Origin of the sequence: Pseudoduganella umbonata (assembly GCF_014192225.1) — a bacterium.
Classification (GTDB): Bacteria; Pseudomonadota; Gammaproteobacteria; order Burkholderiales; family Burkholderiaceae_D; genus Rugamonas; species Rugamonas umbonata.
In genome coordinates this window covers 325,414-345,381 of sequence record NZ_JACHXS010000001.1, presented here as the reverse complement: position 1 = coordinate 345,381, position 19,968 = coordinate 325,414, and the positions used below count along the sequence as shown (strand labels likewise).

13 protein-coding genes are annotated in these 19,968 nt (G+C 68.3%); 4 read left to right on the top strand and 9 right to left on the bottom strand.

All coding sequences use genetic code 11. The features are described from left to right. The first annotated feature begins 62 nt into the window (after nucleotides 1-62). Nucleotides 63-1,037, top strand: coding sequence for an IS1595 family transposase (locus FHS02_RS01450; RefSeq protein ID WP_137312467.1), 975 nt, complete (start codon nucleotides 63-65; stop codon nucleotides 1,035-1,037). A gap of 142 nt (nucleotides 1,038-1,179) precedes the next feature. Here FHS02_RS01450 and FHS02_RS01445 read toward each other — a convergent pair whose 3' ends face one another. Next, nucleotides 1,180-1,656, bottom strand: a complete 477-nt coding sequence (locus FHS02_RS01445) for a hypothetical protein (protein WP_137312466.1) — start codon at nucleotides 1,654-1,656, stop codon at nucleotides 1,180-1,182. 281 nt (nucleotides 1,657-1,937) lie between these two features. Here FHS02_RS01445 and FHS02_RS31300 point away from each other — a divergent pair, with 281 nt between their 5' ends. Further along, nucleotides 1,938-3,125 carry a GGDEF domain-containing protein gene (locus tag FHS02_RS31300; RefSeq protein ID WP_137312465.1) on the top strand — a complete coding sequence of 396 codons (1,188 nt, stop codon included), beginning with the start codon at nucleotides 1,938-1,940 and terminating at the stop codon, nucleotides 3,123-3,125. A 60-nt stretch (nucleotides 3,126-3,185) separates the two neighbouring features. Here the strand turns inward: FHS02_RS31300 and FHS02_RS01435 are convergent, their stop codons facing one another. After that, nucleotides 3,186-4,091 carry a sugar kinase gene (locus tag FHS02_RS01435; protein WP_217496890.1) on the bottom strand — a complete coding sequence of 302 codons (906 nt, stop codon included), beginning with the start codon at nucleotides 4,089-4,091 and terminating at the stop codon, nucleotides 3,186-3,188. Nucleotides 4,092-4,278: 187 nt separating this feature from the next. On the opposite strand from FHS02_RS01435, the gene FHS02_RS01430 reads away from it, so the two are divergent. Beyond that, the gene (locus FHS02_RS01430; RefSeq protein ID WP_137312464.1) at nucleotides 4,279-5,883 is read left to right on the top strand and encodes a methyl-accepting chemotaxis protein; all 1,605 of its coding nucleotides are present in this window, start codon (nucleotides 4,279-4,281) and stop codon (nucleotides 5,881-5,883) included. Between the two features lie 13 nt (nucleotides 5,884-5,896). On the opposite strand, the gene FHS02_RS01425 is transcribed toward FHS02_RS01430, so the two are convergent. The 4 genes from FHS02_RS01425 to FHS02_RS01410 all read right to left on the bottom strand — a co-directional run bounded on the left by FHS02_RS01425 (nucleotide 5,897) and on the right by FHS02_RS01410 (nucleotide 10,957). Next, nucleotides 5,897-6,550 (bottom strand): MarR family winged helix-turn-helix transcriptional regulator, encoded by a 654-nt coding sequence (locus FHS02_RS01425; protein ID WP_137317245.1) that lies wholly within the window; start codon nucleotides 6,548-6,550, stop codon nucleotides 5,897-5,899. Between the two features lie 72 nt (nucleotides 6,551-6,622). Further along, nucleotides 6,623-8,497: a putative bifunctional diguanylate cyclase/phosphodiesterase gene (locus tag FHS02_RS01420; protein ID WP_137312463.1), complete on the bottom strand. Its 1,875-nt coding sequence runs from the start codon at nucleotides 8,495-8,497 to the stop codon at nucleotides 6,623-6,625. After that, nucleotides 8,494-8,949 (bottom strand): YfiR family protein, encoded by a 456-nt coding sequence (locus FHS02_RS01415; RefSeq protein ID WP_175424694.1) that lies wholly within the window; start codon nucleotides 8,947-8,949, stop codon nucleotides 8,494-8,496. The genes FHS02_RS01420 and FHS02_RS01415 overlap by 4 nt, the downstream gene beginning before the upstream one ends. 16 nt (nucleotides 8,950-8,965) lie before the next feature. Beyond that, a complete protein-coding gene (locus FHS02_RS01410; protein ID WP_137312461.1) occupies nucleotides 8,966-10,957 on the bottom strand; it encodes a TonB-dependent receptor plug domain-containing protein in 1,992 nt (663 codons plus the stop codon). Between the two features lie 241 nt (nucleotides 10,958-11,198). Here FHS02_RS01410 and FHS02_RS01405 point away from each other — a divergent pair, with 241 nt between their 5' ends. Beyond that, on the top strand, nucleotides 11,199-14,543 hold the full coding sequence (locus tag FHS02_RS01405; protein ID WP_137312460.1) for a DUF8487 domain-containing protein: 3,345 nt from the start codon (nucleotides 11,199-11,201) through the stop codon (nucleotides 14,541-14,543). A 198-nt stretch (nucleotides 14,544-14,741) separates the two neighbouring features. Here FHS02_RS01405 and FHS02_RS01400 read toward each other — a convergent pair whose 3' ends face one another. The 3 genes from FHS02_RS01400 to FHS02_RS01390 all read right to left on the bottom strand — a co-directional run bounded on the left by FHS02_RS01400 (nucleotide 14,742) and on the right by FHS02_RS01390 (nucleotide 19,837). Then, nucleotides 14,742-17,477 (bottom strand): glycoside hydrolase family 3 C-terminal domain-containing protein, encoded by a 2,736-nt coding sequence (locus tag FHS02_RS01400; protein ID WP_217496889.1) that lies wholly within the window; start codon nucleotides 17,475-17,477, stop codon nucleotides 14,742-14,744. Between the two features lie 139 nt (nucleotides 17,478-17,616). After that, nucleotides 17,617-17,985: a hypothetical protein gene (locus tag FHS02_RS01395; protein ID WP_137312459.1), complete on the bottom strand. Its 369-nt coding sequence runs from the start codon at nucleotides 17,983-17,985 to the stop codon at nucleotides 17,617-17,619. A gap of 193 nt (nucleotides 17,986-18,178) precedes the next feature. Then, nucleotides 18,179-19,837, bottom strand: coding sequence for a sensor domain-containing diguanylate cyclase (locus FHS02_RS01390; protein WP_229422504.1), 1,659 nt, complete (start codon nucleotides 19,835-19,837; stop codon nucleotides 18,179-18,181). Nucleotides 19,838-19,968 lie beyond the last annotated feature (131 nt).

Genomic DNA, 19,968 nt, shown 5'->3' with positions numbered 1-19,968 from the left:
TGGGGTGAACTGAACCATTCGCCACCATTGCTGTCTCATCCGTATTGACGATGGAGGCGGCGATGCATGACGGCGTTTTCAATAGCTTGCTGGAACGATTGCGCGGGCAACTCGACGGGTTCTCCGGCGCCCAATTGACGACACTGCGTGCCCTGCTCGAGCCGGCCTCGTCACTGGCGACATGTCTGGAACTGATCGAGAAGTTCGGCCAGCCCTGCGATCGTTGTCCGCATTGCGCGGCGATCCGCATCCACCGTCATGGCAGCACTGGCGGCCTGCAACGCTACCGCTGCCTGGCATGCCGCCGCACCTTCAATGCGTTGACCGGCACACCCTTCGCTTTCCTGCGCCTGCGCGGCAAATGGCTACCTTTCCTGCAGGCTGTGCTGGATTCACGCACGGTCCGGAACGCCGCCGATACCACGGGCATCCACCGCAATACCAGCTTTCGCTGGCGCCATCGTTTCATGGGCGGCGCACGGCACGACCGGCCACCCCGGCTGCAAGGCATTGTCGAGGCGGACGAGACCTATCTGCTCGAATCGCAGAAAGGCAGCCGGCACCTGGACCGGCCCGCGCGCCGGCGTGGCGGCAAGGCCAGGCGGCGCGGCATTTCGAACGAACTCGACTGCATTCTGGTAGCGCGCGACCGGGACGGGAAAACCCGGGATTTCGTTTGCGGCCGTGGCCCGGTGACGGCGCGGCAGCTGGCGTTCCACCTGCCCCCCATACTGGCCGCCGATGTCTTGCTGGTGTCGGACAGCGCTGCCGCTTACCGAACGTTCACACGCCAAGCCGGCATCCTGCACGAAGCAGTCAACCTGAGGGCAGGCGTGCGCGCCCGGGGTGCCATCCACCTGCAGCACGTGAATGGCTATCACAGCCGCTTCCATGGCTGGCTGTCGCGGTTCAATGGCGTGGCGAGCAAATACCTGCCGAACTACCTGGGCTGGCGCCATGGCCTCGACGGGCAGCGCTGGCTGGCTCCTGCAGACTGCCTGATCGCCGCGCTGCGCGGCAATGATGCTCTTTCTTGATGACCTGGCGAAACTTCCACAGGCTCGGGTGACAGCGCCCTTTTTTTGGCGCTGTTGGCGTAAAGCCGGGTTTGCCTGTCTGCACGGATTTTCCATGCCCGTCGCTGTCGCGGCAGCGCCGGCGCTACGAGCGATTTGTTTCCTACGGATTATTCACGACCTTCTTGTGCATCACGAAAAATGTCTTCAAGTCCCCCGTCTCGTCGTATCCCTGCACCTGCGCTGATTTCCCTTCCGAGTCCAGAACAAAAAGAAAGGACGCTACAGGCCGATTGCAATTCAATTGCGTTAGTCGCGTGAGATAAGTGACGCTGCCGGTCTGCGCTCTTGCAAGATATGACGGCGAACTGGATAACAAGGCGGCGGCCTGCTCCGCGGGCAATAATGACCAGTTTGCCCGGCATCGTTTCGGTCTGCCGTTGGTCTTCCAGCTGATCGAGCCGCGCGCTATTTTCATATCGGCATAAAGCGCTTGCGCGTTCCTGCTGCTGGCGACATAGCGTCCGAGAAGAATGGCGATGTCCGCGTCGCCGCTGGCGGCATCGGCTGCCAAGGCAGGAGGCAATACCATGCTGGCGGCCAATGCGGCGGTAAGTGAAGCTCGTCGAAGTATTTTCATTTATAAAATATTCTGGATACCTTGCGCTTTGTAATTGCGACTATTCGCGCAATGGATGTGGAAGCCGGAGAATCCGGTACGGCAGTACACCCGGACAGGGAACTGCCATTCTGGCAGGTGATGCCGGCAGGAAATCTATCGAATACTCACGGGGTTGCTTATACGTACGCTATAAGCAATGCGGATAGCTGCTATTAGATTAATACTTATCAGAAATTTAATGTACAATCCTGTAGCATCGCCTGCGCCCTGCGGGCATCGTCAATGCCGGAAAGACCCCTGTGCCGCACCGCGACCTGCCCTATCCCCGCCTCGAAATCGACCGCCAGCGCGCGGAGTTCGCGGACGCCGCCGTCGAAGACCGTTTCAATCGCCATCACCTGCCCGAGCGTTCCGCCCAGCTGAAGGTCAGCCTGCTGTTCTGCGCCGCGTTCTACGTGGCGTTCGGCGCGACCGACGTGGCCACGCTGGGCCCTGGTCCGCTGGCATGGACGATGATCGCCCTCCGGGTGGCGGTGGCGCTGGTCGCCGCGGGCGGCTGCCTGGCGATCATGCGCCGGCCCGAGTCGGTACGCGTGGCCGTGCTGGCCGCCTGCGCGGTCGAAGTGGTCGGCATGGCGGTGTTCATGGTGCTGTGCTGGTACCAGCCCGCCGCCACCGCGTGGAACGTGATGTCGCAGGCGCTGATCCTGATGGCTATCTACATCAACATTCCAAACCGCTTCGTCTACGCCGTGTGGATCGCCAGCGGGTCGAGCATCGTGTTCTGCGCAATGCTGCTCGTCCAGGGCTACCTGAAGATGGACGACCAGGTGGCGCTGGTGCTGCTGCTCATTCTCGGCAATGCGCTCGGCTACATCGGTGCGCGCCGCTTCAACCTGGCCCAGCGCGAGGAGTTCCGCTCGGCCATCCAGTTGCAGCAACTGGCCGACCGCGATCCGCTGACCGGCTGCTTCAACCGCCGCGTGCTGCAGAAAGGCCTGCTCGACGCGGAGCTGGCGCGCGCGCGCCGCTATGGCACGGCGCTGTCCGTGATCCTGTGCGACATCGATCACTTCAAGCGCATCAACGATACGCATGGCCACGCGGCGGGCGATCACGTGCTGAACGAATTCGGCGGCCTGCTGCTGGCGATGACGCGTGAAACGGTCGACAGCGTGGTGCGCTACGGCGGCGAGGAATTCCTGATCGTCCTGCCCGAAACGGACCTCGACGGCGCGCAGGCGCTGGCCGAACGGATCCGCCATGCGTTCTGCAGCATCGGCTGCGCCGTCGATCTCGGAAAGTTCGTCAACGCCACCGCCAGCTTCGGCATCGCCGCCGTGCCGGCGCTCGATCCCGATGCCCCGGATACGCCGGCGGTGCTGGTCGAGACGGCCGATGCGCAGCTGTATGCGGCCAAGCGCGGCGGGCGCAATTGCGTGCGCGGGGTAACGGTGACCGCCAGCCGGATGCGGTCGACGGCCTGAGGGAAAAAGAAAACCGGTGTCCGACACCCTGCGGGTGTCCTACACCAGACGGCTGCTAATTCAGTCGGAAGCTTCCCGTGGCGGAATCGCGCCGCGGTGGGCCAGCTTGGCGGCGGCGATCCGGTTGGCGATACCGGCGGCCGCGGCGGGCGCTTCGCCGCGCAGCACGGCGGCAAGGTAGGCGCCATTCCAGGCGTCTCCCGCGCCGGTGGTGTCCACCACCGTGGCGGCGGCGGCGGGCACCGCGGTGCGCTGGCCGCGCAGCCATACTTCACACCCCTCCTCCCCGTGCTTGACCACCGCATGCTCCACCAGTTCGCCGGGAGCCCCGGGCAGGATGGCGGCATCGGCCGGCAGGCTGGGGATCAGGATGTCGACGAAGGGCAGCAGTTCCGCGCAGGCGGCGCGGGCGGCCTCCTCGTTGCCCCACAGCCGCGGGCGGTAATTCGGGTCGTAGGCCACCAGCACGCCATGCCCGCGGGCGCAGCGCGCCGCCGCCAGCGTGGCGGCCCGCGCGCCCGGCGAGATCGCCTGGGTGATGCCGGACAGCAGCAGGCAGCGGGCCGATGCGATGAACGCCGCGTCGATATCGGCCGCCGTCAGCTGCGACGCGGCACTGCCGGCACGCCGGTACGTGAACGAGCGCTCGCCGTGCGCGTCGAGCGAAATGAAATACACGCCGTTCTCGCCCGGCACCAGCGGCGCCTGGCCGACGTCGACGCCTTCGGCTTCCCAGGCGGCGCGCAGGCCGGCGCCGAACGGATCGTCGCCGACACGGCTGACGAACGCCGTGCGCGCGCCCTGCCGGGCCGCGGCCACGAGCGCATTGAGCACGTCGCCGCCATACGCCCTCGTGAAGCGTTCGGCACGGGCCAGCGGCTCGGTGGCATTGAACTCGACCATGCATTCGCCCAGGCCGACCAGGTCGAAGCGGCGCACGGCGCCGGAAAGTACGTGTGTGCTCATCGTTGTACAGGACAAGGTTATCGGGCAATCAAACTGGCGGTAACGCTATCATCTCCCGGCCGCCATGCAAAGCATTTTTGCTGCGGCGCGGCAGCCGGCCGTGCGCCAGCGGCTGTCGCGGTCGGGTATAAGTAGCGCGACGGGACGGCACGGCCGCCGCCCGCCAGCCCCGCCAAGGAGGAAGACGATGAACGTAGCGAATCTCGGTATCGGCAAACGGCTCGCGCTCGGCTTTGCCGTCATCTGCATCATGCTGGTCGCGATGGTCCAGCTGTCGAACGTCATGCTGTCGCGAGTGAATAACGGCACCCATGAAATCGTCAATAACCGGATGCCGAAGATCGACGCGACCGGGCGCATGCAGGCCGAGATCAACGACATCGCGATCGCACTGCGCAACATGCTGCTGTATGCCGACCCGGCCGACCGGCAGCGGCAGCGCAATGAAGTCCTGGCGTCGCGCCAGGCGATCGATGCGGTGCTGCGCGATCTCGAAACCACGATCCAGAACCCGCAGGCGGTCGACCTGCTGCGGCAGATGCGCACCGACGCCACCCTCTACGCGACGATGCAGGACACCCTGATGGGCCACGTCGGCAGCGGCGCCGACGAAGCGGCGCGGGAACTGCTTGCCAACCGGATGCGGCCTCTGCTGGCGCGGCTGAAGGGCACCGTCGGCGCACAGGCCGCGCTGCAGAAGGAAATCAGTGCGGCCGCCGCCAGGGAAGCCGCCGACACCTACGCCAGCACCCGCAACCTGATGTGGGGCCTTGGTATCACTGCCGTCGTGCTGGCGGCGCTCGTGGCGTGGTGGATCACGCGATCGATCACGGCGCCGGTCGGCCAGGCGCTCGGCGTCGCCAATACCGTGGCGGCCGGCGACCTCACCAGCCGCATCGAGGCGGCCACGCAGGACGAACTGGGCGAACTGCTGCGCGCGCTGCGCCGCATGAACGAGAACCTGGCGTCCACCGTGGCGACGGTGCGGCAAGGGACCGACATCATTGCCACCGCCGCGGCCGAAGTGGCGACGGGCAGCCAGGACCTGTCGGCCCGTACCGAGCAGCAGGCCAGCGCGCTGGAGCAGACGGCATCGTCGATGGAGCAGCTGGCCTCCACGGTGAAGCAGAATGCCGATAACGCGCGGCAGGCCAATACGCTGGCCGCGGCCGCCTCGAACGTCGCCGCGCGCGGCGGCGACGTGATCGCCCGCGTGGTCGACACGATGGAAGACATCCGCTCGTCGGCCGGCAAGATCGGCGACATCACGGGGGTGATCGACAGCATCGCGTTCCAGACCAATATCCTCGCGCTGAATGCCGCGGTCGAAGCCGCCCGCGCCGGCGAGCAGGGCCGCGGCTTCGCCGTCGTCGCCTCCGAGGTGCGGACACTGGCGCAGCGCTCGGCAGCCGCCGCCAGGGAAATCAAGGAGCTGATCGGCGCCTCCACCGAGAAGGTGGCGGCCGGCAGCCGGCTGGTCGGCGAAGCCGGTTCGACGATGCACGAAATCGTCGACAGCGTGCAGCGGGTGACCGACATCATGGGCGAGATTTCGTCGGCCAGCGTCGAGCAGTCGGCCGGCATCGAGCAGATCAACCGCGCCATCGTCGAGATGGATGCGGTGACGCAGCAGAATGCCGCGCTGGTCGAGCAGGCCGCGGCGGCGTCCGAATCGATGAAGGGGGAAGCGGCGCGGCTGGCGCAGGCCGTGGCGGTGTTCCGGATCGGCGCAGATGCCGGCACCGTGCGGCGACCGGCAGCACAGCCGGGCGCCGTTCCGCTGATCGGCTAGCCCACGCGGACCACTACGCGAAGGTCCGCCAGTTGCGCTGCGCGGCACCGGCATCGGCCGGTTCGTGTTCCGCGCAGTCGATGCGCAGGAAGGCGATCGGCAGCGGTGCGCCGACCAGCGCGCAGTGGTGCGGCGCGGCGGCGCCGGGAAACTTGTTCGGCTCGAAATGCCGGCATGACAGGCAGGCGCGCAGCTCGGGGAAACGTTCGGTCTTCTGCAGTTCGGCGATCGTCTTGAACAATCCCGTCAGCAGGGCCACCTGCAACGGCTGCGGCAGCGCCGACACCGCTTCGTCGGCGAAGCCCAGCGCGCCCTCGAGCCGCTCGGCCAGCCGCTCGCCTTCCGGCGTCAGCAGCAGCGCGGTGGCGCGGCCGTCGTCCGCCGCGCGTGTCTTGCGCACGTATCCCTTGGCCACCAGGGCGGCCACGGAATCGCTGGCGCTGGCGGTGGAAATCGAGAGCTGCCGGGCCAGCCACGACAGGCGCATGCCGCGAACGCGCCGGTGCAGCAGCTGCACGATGTCGGCCTGCGCGGGATTGAGCTGTTCGGCGGTGGACGCGGCCCACATGCCGGCGCGCAGCACGCTGGCCAGGCGGGCCATCGCGGTCACGATGCGGGCCGACAGGTCCGGCGTCGTGTCCCAGGGGGTTTCAGGGGTGATATCCATCCGCGCAGGGTAGTCCCGCCGCCGGTTGATGTCAAGGAGTCCTAACATCCATGTCCTGCGGCGCCGTGCCGTCTACGTGGTGGCAAGCTTCAGGTAGCGGGCCGCCAGCGCATCGGCGCTCATCGGCGCGCCCAGCAGGTAGCCCTGCACCACGTCGCACCCGGCAAGCCGCAGCCAGTCGAGCTGGCGCTGCTCTTCGACACCTTCGGCCACCACGGTGAGACCGAAGCCGCGCGCCAGCGCCAGCACCGCGAGAATGATCGTTTCGCCGCGCTGCGGCAGCATCTGCACGAAACTGCGGTCCACCTTCAGCTGGTTGATCGGGAACGTCTGCAGGTACGCCAGCGACGAGTAGCCGGTGCCGAAATCGTCGATCGCCAGCCGCACGCCGATGGCCCTTACCGCCTGCATGAAGGCGATCGCGCAGGACACGTCTTCCATCAGCAGGCTTTCGGTCAGCTCCAGCTCCAGCTGGGCGGGCACCAGGCCACTGTCGGCCAGGGCGCGTGTCACGTCCTCGATGAAGCCCGGTTCGCGCAACTGCCGTGCCGACATGTTGACGGCCAGCGTCAGCGCCGGCGCGCCGGCGCGCTGCCAGCCGGCCACGTCGGCGCAGGCCTGCTGCAGCACCCAGCTGCCCAGCGGCACGATCAGGCCGGTCTCCTCGGCGATCGGAATGAATTCGGCCGGCGAGATCGGGCCGTGTTCCGGATGCCGCCAGCGCAGCAGCGCCTCGACGCCGACCAGTTCCCCGCCGTCGCAGGCGAACTGCGGCTGGTAATGCACAGCCATCTGGCCGGCATCGACGGCGCGGCGCAGGTCGCGCTCGAGGGCGGCGCGGCGCAGCGTGGCCGCCGTCATGGCCGGCACGAATTCGGCCAGCCGGTTGCGGCCGGCTCCCTTGGCGTGGTACAGCGCCGTGTCGGCACTGCTGACCAGGTCGCTCATGGTGGCCGCATCGTCCGGATACAGGCAGACGCCGACGCTGGCGGTGGCGAAGAACTCGCCGCCGGCGACCGCGACCGGGGCGCGCAGCGCCTGCGTGACCTTGCCGGCGATCGCCAGCGCCGCGGCACGCCCCGGTACCGGCGCCACGATGATGGCGAATTCGTCGCCGCCGATGCGGCCCACCAGGTCCGACGTGCGCACCGCGCCGGTCAGCGCCTCCGCCACCTTCTTCAGCAGCTCGTCGCCGGCGGCATGGCCGGCGGTATCGTTGACGGTCTTAAAATTGTCGAGGTCGACCAGCAGCAGCGCCACCTGCGTGCCGTCCGCGCTGGCCTGCGCCAGCGCCGTTTCCAGCCGTGCGTACGTGGCATGGCGGTTCGGCAGCTCGGTGACGTGGTCGGTATGGGCCATGTAGTCGAGCTCGCGCTCGGCGGCGATCACCCTGGCCCGTGTGGCGCGGCCCAGCGTGGCGACGACCAGCATCGCCCCCAGCGAGGCCACCACCAGCAGGGCCACGTAGCGCAGCATGGCCGCGCGCAGCCGTTCGGTCCCCACGTGCAGGACCGTGTGCCCCAGCACCGTGCCGCGGTGGCGCACCGTGTCGGTCACGACGATGCCGCCATCGCGCGCGACCCGCGCGGCCGCCAGCGTGGGCGGCAGCCTGCTGCCCGGGTAGGAAAACTCGGCGAACGGGCGGCCGTTGCCGTCGTAGATACCGACCGCCTTGAACCCCTGCGCGTAGCGGAACGCGCGCAGCGTTTCATGCGCCACCTCGCGGTCGCCGAACATCAGCGGCGCGGTCACGCTGTCGGCCACGATCGCCGACTGCACGCGGGCGCCTTCCGTCAGTGCCTGGCGAATCTCGATGAGCTGGTAGGCGATCAGCACCACGCCGGCGATGACCAGCGCCGCCGCCATCGCCAGCAGCTGGCCGCTGCGCAGCGTTGCCGCGATCGGGGTACGCGCGTTCGGCGCGGCGCGGCGCGGGAAAAGCTTCATCGGACGTTCCTGGCCAGTCGCAGCAACCGGGAGCTGAAGCGCAGGCCGGCGCGCGCGGCTTCCTTCGTGTCGATGTCGAAGCGCAGGCGCTGGTCCTCCTCGACCAGTGCCACGGCGCCGGCGTAACCGCCGGCCGGCTCGTCGACGATGACCAGCGTGGCGCCGTCGCCGGCCGCCCGCTCCGCCCCGGCCGGCAACACGGCCACGTCGCACACGGTGCCTGGCGCCGGCTCGACGATGGCCAGCCTGCGGCCTTCCACCGGCTTGCCCTGCAGGCGGCGCAGGCTTTCCCACAGCACGTGCCCGCTGCCGACGCAGACGTTCAACGGCCGCGTGCCCGCGCCCGCCGGCCATGCCGTGAACTGCGCGATGTTGTAGATGTAGGCCGCTTTCAGCACCGCGTCATCCGTCTGGGCGAGCACGGGCGGCGCGGCGGCGAGCAGCGCAAGCATGGCGGCAGTCCGGCATTCAGAACGCATGGCCCAGCTTGACGAGCACCGTACGGCCCTCGCGGGGGATGGCTTCCTGCACGAAGGCCGGGCCGGCGGGATCGCCGTAGCGGCGGCCGGCGGCGTTGTACAGGCTGACCGACCAGTCCAGCTTGCCGTTCCGGCTGGCCGGACCGAGCGTCACGTTCCACGTGCAGAAACCGCCCGTGACGGCGTTCTCGGTGCGGCGGCGCGACGTGCACTGGCCTTCCGTGCCCAGCCGCAGCGCATCGCCCGGCAGCGCCCACGTGGCGTTCAGCTTCAGCAGGTGGCGTGGCGAATTGACCAGCCATTCGTCCTTCTCGTCCGCCGCCCGCTGGTAGGTGTAGCTGCCGCGCACCCGCGTGCCGCCCGCGAACAGGCGCTCGCCAGACAGCTCGATGCCGTCGGCCGATGCATGCTCGGTGTTGTCGAACATCAGGATGCCGTCCGGCCGCAGCGTTTCCGTGATCAGGCCATCGATGCGGTAATGGAATGCCGCCACCGTCAGCTTGCTGTACGCATCCGGCCGCCGTTCCCATACCAGCTCGCTGGTCGCGATCTCTTCGGCCCGCAGTTCGGGATTGACCACCGCGTAGGCACCCACGTTGTAATACAGTTCGTACGCATTCGGCGACCGGTAGGCGGTGCCGTGGATCAGCTTCAGCGTATCCTTCGGCCCGGCGTGCCAGATCAGCGCGACGCGTGGATTGACACGGCCGCCGGTGGTGCTGTCGCGGTCGTAGCGCACGCCGGCATTGAGGATCAGGTCCTGCGCCAGGTGCGCCTCGTCCTCGACGAAGATGCCGGCGCGGCTGTCGGCGCGGCGGTCGTCCATCGCCGGCTCGTAGGGATCCCGGTTGAAGTTGTACTGGTCGCGGCGGGTGTTGCGCTGCACCTCGACGCCGGCCAGCAGCCGGTGCCCTGCCAGGCCGGTGTACGTGGCGGTCGCATTCGCGCCGTGCCAGGCGCCGTGCGCGCCGTCGACGTTGATGCGCGGCGTGCCCGCTTCGTCCGGGTAAGTGCCGATGCCGAGATAGTCCATGCGGCCCCACTCCAGCCGGGCGGACAGCGACAGGTCCTCCGACAGCGGCGCGCTGTAGCCGACGCTGGCAAAGCTCTGCCCATCGCGCGTGTGGTTCGGCAGGTTGAAGACGGCGCCGAACGATGCCGTCGGTATGCCTTTTACGCGCGTCACGTGGCCGGCGCTGAAGGACAGCGGGCCGCGCGCGGCTTTCACGAACGCGCTGCGCGAGCGGTCGTAATCGAGGCCGGCGGCTATGCCGTGGTTCTGCTCGGGCGTGTCGAATTCGGCGGCGTACAGGTCGCCGCCGTCGCGCGTAAAGCCGCTGACGGACAGCAGCACGTCGGTGCCGTCCTGCGCGTGATAGCCCCAGCTGGCGCGGCCGCGGCGCTCGCCCTTGCTGCCGGCCGCCAGCGCGGCGCGCGGCCCGGCCAGCGCGCTGCCGGACTTTGTCGTCACGCTGATGACGCCGAACACCGTGTTCGAGCCGTAGACCGCCGCGCCGGGGCCCGGCACGTATTCGATGCGCTCGACGAGGTCCATGTCCAGCAGGCCTTCGGTGCCGATCGAGGCCTGGTCGTACACGCTGTCGTTGACGCGCGCGCCATCGATCAGCAGCAGGAACCGGCCGTTGTAGTCGCCCGGCCGCTGGAAGCCGCGCGCACCGAGATACGTGTAGTTGCGGTCGTCCGACACGTACAGCCCGGGCAGGCTGGCCAGCGCCTCGGCCAGCGTACGCCAGCCATGCTCCCGCACGTCCTGCGACGTCAGCACGGACACGGCCGATGGCGCATCGCTGATGCGCTGCGCGAAGCGCGACGCGGACGTCACGACGGTCACGTCCATCAGGCTTTCCAGCGGCATCCCGGCCAGGTCGCCGGCCGCATCCTGGCGTGGAGCGGCATCGGCAAACGCGGCCTGCAGGAGCAGCGCGAGGACGACTGGCTGGCGTACGAATGGACGGGACATGGTGGCGCGCGCACTGCCTGCGCAGTTGCTGCTCGTTAATTTATATGAAGAAAGATGTTACATCCACAGGCCGTGAAAATTCACGTTCGATAAGTTATGTATAACGTTTTGTGCGCATATGCAACACTGTTCAGGACAAACTGTTGCCGTCCGATCATCTTGTTGACTGCTTGTCAGCACCGCGCGGGCAGTGCCGGACGGCACGCGATAATGCACGTTCCTGTTACCTGTCCAGTCCGCGATGTCCCATTCGACCTTCCTCTCCGCGCGCCGCTTTCTTCCACTGTGCGCCGCCGTGCTGCTGGCGGCAGGCGCGGCGCATGCAGCCGATGTCCGCGACCTGTCCGGCACCTGGCGCTTTGCCCTCGACCGCAGCGACGAGGGCATCGCCGCGCGCTGGTACGCAGGCGCGATGCAGAACCGGCTGGCGGACCGGATCGCGCTGCCGGGCATCCTGAACGCACAGGGCTACGGCGACGAGATCTCGACGCGGACGCCGTGGGTACTGTCGCTGTACGACAAGGACTGGCACCAGCGCGAGGACTACAAGGCTTATACGCAGCCGGGCAAGGTCAAGGTGCCGTTCCTGTCGCAGCCGCCGCGCCACTACCTGGGCGCGGCGTGGTACCAGCGCGAGATCGACGTGCCGGCCGCCTGGCGCGGCAAGCGCGTGGTGCTGCATCTGGAACGGCCGCGCTGGGGTTCCACGCTGTGGCTCGGCGAGCGCGAGATCGGCAGCAACCGCAGCCTGGTGGCCGAACACGCCTACGACCTGGGGTTGCTGGCGCCGGGGCGGCACCGCATCACCGTGCGCGTGGACAGCCGCATGCTGATGGAGTATCGCCCCGATTCGCACAGCGTGTCCGATTCGCTGGGCATGAGCTGGAACGGCATCGTCGGCAAGGTGGAACTGCGCGCGACGTCGCCGGTGTGGATCGACGACGCCCAGGTCTTCCCGGACGTGGCGGCGCGCACCGCGCGCGTGCGGCTCAAGATCGGCAACATCGGCGGCAAGGCCGGCAGCGGCACCGTGCAGGCGAACGGCCAGCGCATTCCCGTCACCTGGACCGCCCAGGGCGGCAGCGCCGACTTCACCGTGCGCTATCCGCGCGATGCGGCGCTGTGGGATGAATGGAACCCGGTGCTGCACACGCTGAAGCTGACGCTGGACGGCGCGCAGGCACGCGACCGGCGCGACGTGACATTCGGCTTCGTGCAGATCCGCGCCGAGGGCACGCAGATGCTGGTCAACGGCCGGCCCACGTTCATGCGCGGCACGCACCACGGCGGCGACTTCCCGCTGACCGGCTACCCGCCGACCGACGTCGCCTACTGGAAGAAGATCTTCGCGATCAACAAGGCCTGGGGCATCAACCACGTGCGCTTCCACTCGTTCAACCCGCCGGAAGCGGCCTTCCAGGCGGCCGACGAGGTGGGTATCTACCTGCAGCCGGAACCGGGCATGTGGAATACCGTATCACCCGGCACGCCGATGGAAGCCATGCTGTACGAGGAGACGGAGCGCATGATCCGCGCCTACGGCAACCACCCGTCGTTCCTGCTGTTCAGCCCCAGCAACGAACCGAAGGGCAAGTGGAAGGAAGCGTTCGACAAGTGGATCGCCCACTACCGGCTGGCGGATCCGCGCCGGCTGTACACCAATGGCACCGGCCACACGGAACCGGCGGTGCCGGACGTCGACAAGGGCACCGATTACCTGGCGATCCAGCGCATCGGCCCGAAACCGCTGCGCAACAAGACCGGCTGGTTCGGCCGCGATTATTCCGCTTCGCTGGAAGGCATCGGCGTGCCGGTGCTGTCGCACGAGAACGGCCAGTGGGTGGCCTACCCCGATTATTCGGTGATCGGCAAGTTCACCGGCTACCTGCGCCCCGGGAACTACGAGATCTTCCGCGACTCCGCCAGGGCGCGCGGCGTGCTGGAAAAGAACCGCGAATTCGCGCTGGCGTCCGGCCGCTGGCAGCTGGCGTGCTACAAGGAAGAGATCGAAGCGATCCTGCGCACACCCGGCATGAGCGGCTTCCAGCTGCTCGACCTGCACGACTACCTGGGCCAGGGCACGGCGCTGGTCGGCCTGCTCGACACGTTCTGGGAATCGAAGGGTTACGCCTCCGCCGAGGCGTTTCGCCGCTTCAACGGCGAGACCGTGCCGCTGGCGAGGGTCACGCGCCTGGTGCTGACCAGCGCCGACACGCTGGACGTGCCGGTTGAAATCGCCCACTACGGCAAGGACATGCTGCGCGGCGCACGGCCCTGGTGGAAAGTCGTCGACGCCGCCGGCAAGCAAGTGGCCGGCGGCAGCTTCGCCGCGGCCGACCTGCCCGTCGGCCGCAATGCGCAGCTGGGCCGCATCGCCCTGCCGCTGGCGGGCTTGCAGGCGCCGGCGAAGTACCGGCTGGTGGTCGGCCTGGCCGGCACGGCAATCGAGAACGACTGGAACTTCTGGGTCTACCCGGAGGCGCTCGATGCGGATGCGCCGGCCGACGTGCTGGTCACCCGGGCGTGGCCGGAAGCCGAAGCGCGGCTGGCGGCCGGCGGCAAGGTGCTGTACCTGCCGCGCAAGGCGGACCTGGACTGGACCTCGCCGCCGCTGGCGGACGTGCCGGTGTTCTGGAACCGGCTGATGAATCCGGGCTGGAGCCGCATGCTCGGGCTGTGGATCGACAAGGCCCACCCTGCCCTGGCCGGCTTCCCCACCGACGTTCACTACGACTGGCAATGGGCCGAGGTGGCGGCGCCGGCGCGCGCGATGAACCTGGCACGGCTGCCGCCCGGGCTGCAGCCCATCGTGCAGCCGATCGACGACTGGAACCGCAACTACAAGCTGGGGCTCCTGTTCGAGGCCCGCGTCGGCAACGGCCGGCTGGTGGTGTCCACGGCGGACCTGGAGAGCGGCATCGGCAACGGGCCGGATGCGCGCGTGGTGGCGCGGCAGCTGCGCAAGTCCGTGCTCGACTACATGGGCAGCGCCGCGTTCGGGCCGCGCACGGCGGTCGCGCCCGAAGCGCTGCGCGGCTCGCTGTTCGACACGCGCGTGATGAAGAAACTGGGCGCCACCGCCAGCGGCTGGCGCGATGCCGACAAGACCATCGACGGCGATCCGAACACTTATGCGCTGGAGGCGGGCAAAGGCGAAGGCGTGCGCCCGCAACCGGCCCTGACGATCGCCTTCCCGGCCGCCGTGCCGTTCGACGGCCTGGTGCTGATGCCGCGCCAGAACCACCGCGACCATGAAGGCGACGTGCGCGAATGGCTGGTGCAGGTCAGCGACGACGGCCGCGCATGGCGCGACGTGACGCGCGCCACGCTGGGTTCGACGTTCGATCCGCAGGCGATCCGCTTCGCCGGCGTCACCGCCCGCTGGCTGAAGCTGACCGCGCTGTCCGGCTTCGGCGCCGACCGCGCCAGCGCGCTGGCCGACGTGGCCGTGTCGTACACCGGGCCGGCGCTGCCGGATGAGGAAAGCGAGCTGCAGTACCAGCGTTCGCGGTCGACGTCGTCGGACGTCGACGAGGCGGGGATGGAGGACCGGCGGCCGGCGCGGCCGGGGGGCGGCAAGCGCTGACCGGCGGAACGACCGCCGCCGCAGTAACGCCAGCGATCTGGTGTCGGACACCGGTTTCATGGTGTCGGAAAGATTGCATGGTGTCGGACACCGGTTGCATGGTGTCGGACACCGGTTTTGCCTAGGCGCCTTCCGGCATGTCGGCGAAAACCGGTGTCCGACACATGAATGTGTCCGACACCAGCAATGCAAACGCCATCACTTCGGCAACGCAAGCTCCCCATCGACGTGCAGCTTGGCCTGCGCCACGCGGGCATGCTTCGGCTGCCCTCCCCCGGCGTACACGGTGTAGTCGCCCGCACGCACCGACCGCGCGCCCTTCGCATCCACCTGCGACTGCGCCCTGGCATCGATGTCCATCGTCACGGTCCGGCTGCCCCCCGCCTTCACGTGCACGCGGCGGAAGCCTGCCAGCACGGGATTCGAACGGTCGCCTGGCTTGGCCAGGTACAGCTGCACCACTTCATCGCTGTCGCGCTTGCCGGTATTGCGCACCGTAACGGTGGCCTGCACCGCCTGCCCGGCCTTGACGCGCGTGGCCGACAGTGCCGGCGCGGCGTAGCTGAAGCTGGTGTACGACAGGCCGTGGCCGAACGGGTGCAGCACGGGGCCGTTGAAGTAGCGGTACGTACGGTTCTGCATCGAGTAGTCGGCGAACGGCGGCAGGTCCGCTTCCGACCGCACAATGGTGTACGGCAGTCGGCCCGCCGGGCTCACCGCGCCGGACAGCACGCGCGCGATCGCCGCGCCGCCGCCCTCGCCCGGGTACCAGGCATGCACGATGGCATCGGCATTCGCCGCCACCCACGGGTCGGAAATCGGCCCGCCCGTCAGGTACACCACGACCAGCGGCTTGCCGGTCGCCTTGACGGCTTCCAGCATCCGGCGCTGCGCGTCCGGCAATGCCAGCGTGAGGCGGTCGCCGCCGCGGAAGCCCGGGTAGTCCACCTTCATTTCCTCGCCTTCCAGGTCGGGCGACAGCCCGACCAGCGCGACGGCCACGTCGCTGGCGCGGGCCGCGGCAACGGCATCGTCGATCATCGCATCCTGCGGCGCCACCCATTCCAGCGCGCTGTGCCGGTCGTTCTCGGTCCGCGCGTAGTCGATGCGCACGCGGCGCGGCTTCGTGTCGTCGAACGTGAAGTCGATCTTGTTCATGCGCTGCTGGCAGTTGCCGGCCACGCATTCGGCCGTGTTGCCGGCGCCGATGCCGGCCTTCTCGGGCGAGACCACGAGCTCGTCGTCGATCCACACCTTGATGTTCGGCAGCGGCCGGTCGCGCGGCACGACCATGCGGAAGCCCAGCTCGTATTTGCCCGGCTTCGGCGGCACGACCACGCCGGTCCAGCGGATCGAGAACCCTTTCGGCGCGAAGCCCTGCGGCGCGCTGTGCTCGAAATTGACGTTGATGACCGGATCGACGCGCGTCAGCTTCGGCGTGCCGGAGAAGGTCAGGTTGTCGAAATACTCGCCCTTCAGGCCGTGCTGGGCGCTGTCCGCCGCCACCTTCAGGTAGGTCTCGGCAATCGGCATGCGCTTGCCGTCGATCAGCGGCGCACCCGGCGCATAGCGGACGTGCTGCGCTCCGAAGACCTTGCGCAATTCGTCCACGGGCAGGCTCGGGTGGACGATGGTGCCGTTGTAGTTGCCTTCCAGGCTTTGCAGCAGCGCCGCGTTCGGGCCGATCACGGCGATGCGCGCGCCGGCCGCGAGCGGCAGCACGTTGCCGTCGTTCTTCAGCAGCACGATCGCTTCCTCGGCGGCTTTCTGCGCCAGCGCGCGGTGCTCGCCCGAGTTGATGGCGCTGTACGGTACCTTGTCCCAGGCGCTGCCATCGAGCAGGCCCATGCGGATGCGCGCGGCCAGCAGGCGTTCCAGCGAGGTGTCGATCTCGGCCTCGGTGATCAGGCCGCGCGCCACCGCGTCGGGCAGGCCCAGGTAGCTCCGGCCGCACACCAGATCGGTGCCGGCCTTCACCGAGGTGGCCGCCGCGTGCGGGATATCGGGCGACGTCTTGTGCCCTGTGACGAGGTCGCTCACCGAATCGCAGTCGGACACGATGAAGCCCTTGAAGCCCCAGTCCTTGCGCACCAGGCCGTTCTGCAGCGGATGCGCGCACATCGGGATGCCGTCCACCGCGTTGTACGCGCACATCAGCGAATACGCCTTCGCGTCGACGATCGCGTTGCGGAACGCCGGCAGGTAGGTGTCTTCCAGGTCGAACGGCGAGACGTCCACGTTGAAGCTGTGGCGCTCCGGCTCGGGACCGGAGTGCACCACGAAGTGCTTCGGCGTGGCCACGCCCTTGTACACCTTCGGATCGGTGCCCTGGATGCCGCGGATGAACGCCATGCCCAGCTGGCCCGTCAGGTGCGGGTCTTCGCCGTACGTTTCCTGGCCGCGGCCCCAGCGCGGATCGCGGTAGATGTTGATGTTCGGCGTCCAGTAATTGACGCCGAAGTAGCGTGCCGTGCCGCTGGGATCGCGCCGCAGCGCGGCATTGAAATTGGCCCGGCCTTCCAGTGCGATCGCATCGGCCAGGCGCTCCGCCAGCGCGGTATCCCACGTGGCCGCCAGGCCGATCGCCTGCGGGAACACGGTAGCATGGCCCGCCCGGGCCACGCCGTGCAGGACTTCGTTCCACCAGTCGTAGCGCTTCAGGCCGAAGCGCTCGATGGCCGGCGCGCCGTTCTGCATCTGCGCGGCCTTCTCCTGCAGCGTCATGCGCGCGACCAGGTCTTTGGCACGCGCTTCGGGCGACAGCGCGGTGTCGCGGTAGGCGGGCGCGGTGTCGGCTGCGGCAAGGGCCGGGACGAAGGCCAGCGCCAGCGCGAGCGGCATGGCGGCCAATGCGGACCGGAGCGGGACCGCGCCGGATGGAGAAGCGCGTGATGACAGTGGATGGCGGATGCCGGGGCTGGCTGCGAAGTGCATGGGTCTCCTGGACGGTCTGTTGTTGAATTGCCGGTATCCGGCAATTTTGCAGGCCAGAAAGAAACACGGCAAGTCCGAAAATCGTCAATCGCCAGGTGATTTTGCGGCGCGCCGCCGCTGTCCATCGGCCATGCAGCCGCTACGCCTGCGCCGCAGGCACCTCGTCGACGCTGAAATAGACCGGCAGGCCCAGCTCGCGCGCCTGGCGCACATCGCCATCGGCGCCGCGCGATGCGCCGGGGATGCGGTACACGGCGCCGCACTGGGCCAGCACGCGGCGCGCCACCCCGTACAGGAACTCGGCCGGCACGTACTCGGCCACCCGGCCATGCCCGGCATGCTGCGCCAGCGGCAGCGCGAGCCATTCGCCGATCAGGGGCACGTGCCCCTTTGCATAGATTTGCCAGGCGGCTTGCTCCAGCGCGTGGAGATTGCGCGCGATACGCTGCAGGTCGCCCTCGGTGCCGCTGCGGTACGGACCGGCGATCAGGATGGTCATGGGGGTCATGTTGTGCACTCCATATCGTTGCGATAGCACGATATTACACACGTCTGCACGTTATTGCACGATTCAGCCCGAAAAAAAAAGTTGCTCGAAAAATGGGGACGTACCCCATTTTCCGGGCAACTTTTCGTGGCGGCGCGGGCCGAACGGGCCGATGGTGCGCAGCGCGAGTGACCAGGTACCGCGGCCGGGCAGTTCAACCCATGCGGGCCAGCTCACCTCCTTCGTGCCGCGCCATGGCGTGCACGCTGGCGAGCTTTTCCGCGCCGACCACGTTGACCGCATAGCCGTTGCGGCCGGCCGCCTTGACGCCGTACAGCGCATAGTCGGCCGACTGCATGATCACTTCGGCATTCGTGTGCGTGCCGGTAATGGCGATACCGACGCTGGCCGTCACCGGCAGCGCCGCGTCGCCGACGAGGAACGGGGCGCGCATCGCCGCCAGGATTTTTTCGCCAAGCTGGTGCGCCTCGGCGGGGCCGCGCACCTGTTCGAACACCACCACGAACTCATCGCCGGCCAGGCGCGCCACCGTATCGGAGCAGCGCACCGCCCCCTGCAGCCGGCGCGCGAACTCCACCAGCACGGCGTCGCCCACGGCGTGGCCGTAGCTGTCGTTGATGCTCTTGAAGCGGTCGACGTCGAGGAAGGCCACCGCCACCGATTCGTTCGAGCGCCGCGCGCGGGCCAGCGCCGCCGGCAGGAACTGGTCGAACATGCGGCGGTTGTGGGTACCGGTCAGCACGTCGGTCGTCGCCAGGCGGCGCAGCTCGTCGGCCGCCTCCTTGCGGCTGCGCGACAGGCGGTACAGCGCCCGGCTCAGCAAGCCGAATTCGTCGGCATGATCGACATTGAACGCGCTGATGTCGGTGGCCCCGGCATCGATCGATTCGACGACCCGCTGCAGTTCGCCCAGCGGTTCCAGCATCACCTTCACGAGCCCCCAGCCGAAGATGCCGGCCAACGCCGTGAACAGGCCGGCCGCGCCCAGCGCGTTGAACCACACCGACGCCATCGGCGCGAAGGCATCGCGCAGCGGATACGACACGGCCACCGTCCAGTCGGCATGCCGCAGCCGCTTCCAGGCCACCAGCGAAGGCTCCTTGCCGTCGAGGATGTCGGCGCGCCAGCCTTCTTCGTCCGCCAGCGCGGCGCCGATCGCCGGCATCTCGTCGGCGGACGGCCGGGTCAGGATCAGCTCCTTGCGGGGATGGTGGATCACGGTGCCGTCGTTGGCGAGGATGAACAGGTAACCCTGCTCGCGGGTGCGCAACGCCTCGACCTGGGCGGCGAAGCCGGGCCGCAGCAGGTCGATCCCGCCGACCAGCACCGTGTGGATCCTGCCGCGCGCATCGCTCAGGGGCTGCGCCACCGACACCACCGGCTGGCCCGACAGCGCGCTGCGGAACGGCGCCGAAATCACGCTGTCCCGCGTGCGCAGCGCTTCCTGGAAATACGGGCGCGCGCTGACGTTGATGATCTTGTCACGGCGGTTCTTCAGGCTGGCCACGCGGTCGCCGCGCGCATCGAAGCCGGCGACGTTGACGAACTCGTCGCGCAGGCCAGGGTGCGATTCCAGCAGCGCCTGCACGTCGCGCGCCCCCAGGTTGCGCGACAGCGCCTCTTCCGCGATGCTGCGCAACACCTGCTGCTTGGCACGCACGTCGTTGTCCAGGTAGGCCGCGGCGCCGGACAGCGCCGAGATTTCCTGGCGCGCGATCATGCGCTGGATCTGCGATTCCGCGATCAGCAGCGAAATGCCGCATACGCCGATGGCGGCGATGAGCACCATCGAGGCCACCAGTGCGGAGACCTTGAACTTGACGCTGGCGAACGGTGAAATGGCCGATGGCACGGGAACTCCCTGGCGTGCGAGGACGCATAGATCGGTGATCCGGCAGGGAATTGGGCCAGGAAAGCCGCCCGCGCGTGGCATGGGCGCGGGCGTGCAACGGTCAGATTATAACGTTGGCATAAGGCAAGGAA

Bases quoted from the DNA above. Each gene is read 5' to 3' on its own strand.
- FHS02_RS01450 (WP_137312467.1), top strand. From the start codon at position 63: ATGCATGACGGCGTTTTCAATAGCTTGCTGGAACGATTGCGCGGGCAA.
- FHS02_RS01445 (WP_137312466.1), bottom strand. From the start codon at position 1,656: ATGAAAATACTTCGACGAGCTTCACTTACCGCCGCATTGGCCGCCAGC.
- FHS02_RS01435 (WP_217496890.1), bottom strand. From the start codon at position 4,091: ATGAGCACACACGTACTTTCCGGCGCCGTGCGCCGCTTCGACCTGGTC.
- FHS02_RS01430 (WP_137312464.1), top strand. From the start codon at position 4,279: ATGAACGTAGCGAATCTCGGTATCGGCAAACGGCTCGCGCTCGGCTTT.
- FHS02_RS01425 (WP_137317245.1), bottom strand. From the start codon at position 6,550: ATGGATATCACCCCTGAAACCCCCTGGGACACGACGCCGGACCTGTCG.
- FHS02_RS01420 (WP_137312463.1), bottom strand. From the start codon at position 8,497: ATGAAGCTTTTCCCGCGCCGCGCCGCGCCGAACGCGCGTACCCCGATC.
- FHS02_RS01415 (WP_175424694.1), bottom strand. From the start codon at position 8,949: ATGCTTGCGCTGCTCGCCGCCGCGCCGCCCGTGCTCGCCCAGACGGAT.
- FHS02_RS01410 (WP_137312461.1), bottom strand. From the start codon at position 10,957: ATGTCCCGTCCATTCGTACGCCAGCCAGTCGTCCTCGCGCTGCTCCTG.
- FHS02_RS01405 (WP_137312460.1), top strand. From the start codon at position 11,199: ATGTCCCATTCGACCTTCCTCTCCGCGCGCCGCTTTCTTCCACTGTGC.
- FHS02_RS01400 (WP_217496889.1), bottom strand. From the start codon at position 17,477: ATGCACTTCGCAGCCAGCCCCGGCATCCGCCATCCACTGTCATCACGC.
- FHS02_RS01395 (WP_137312459.1), bottom strand. From the start codon at position 17,985: ATGACCCCCATGACCATCCTGATCGCCGGTCCGTACCGCAGCGGCACC.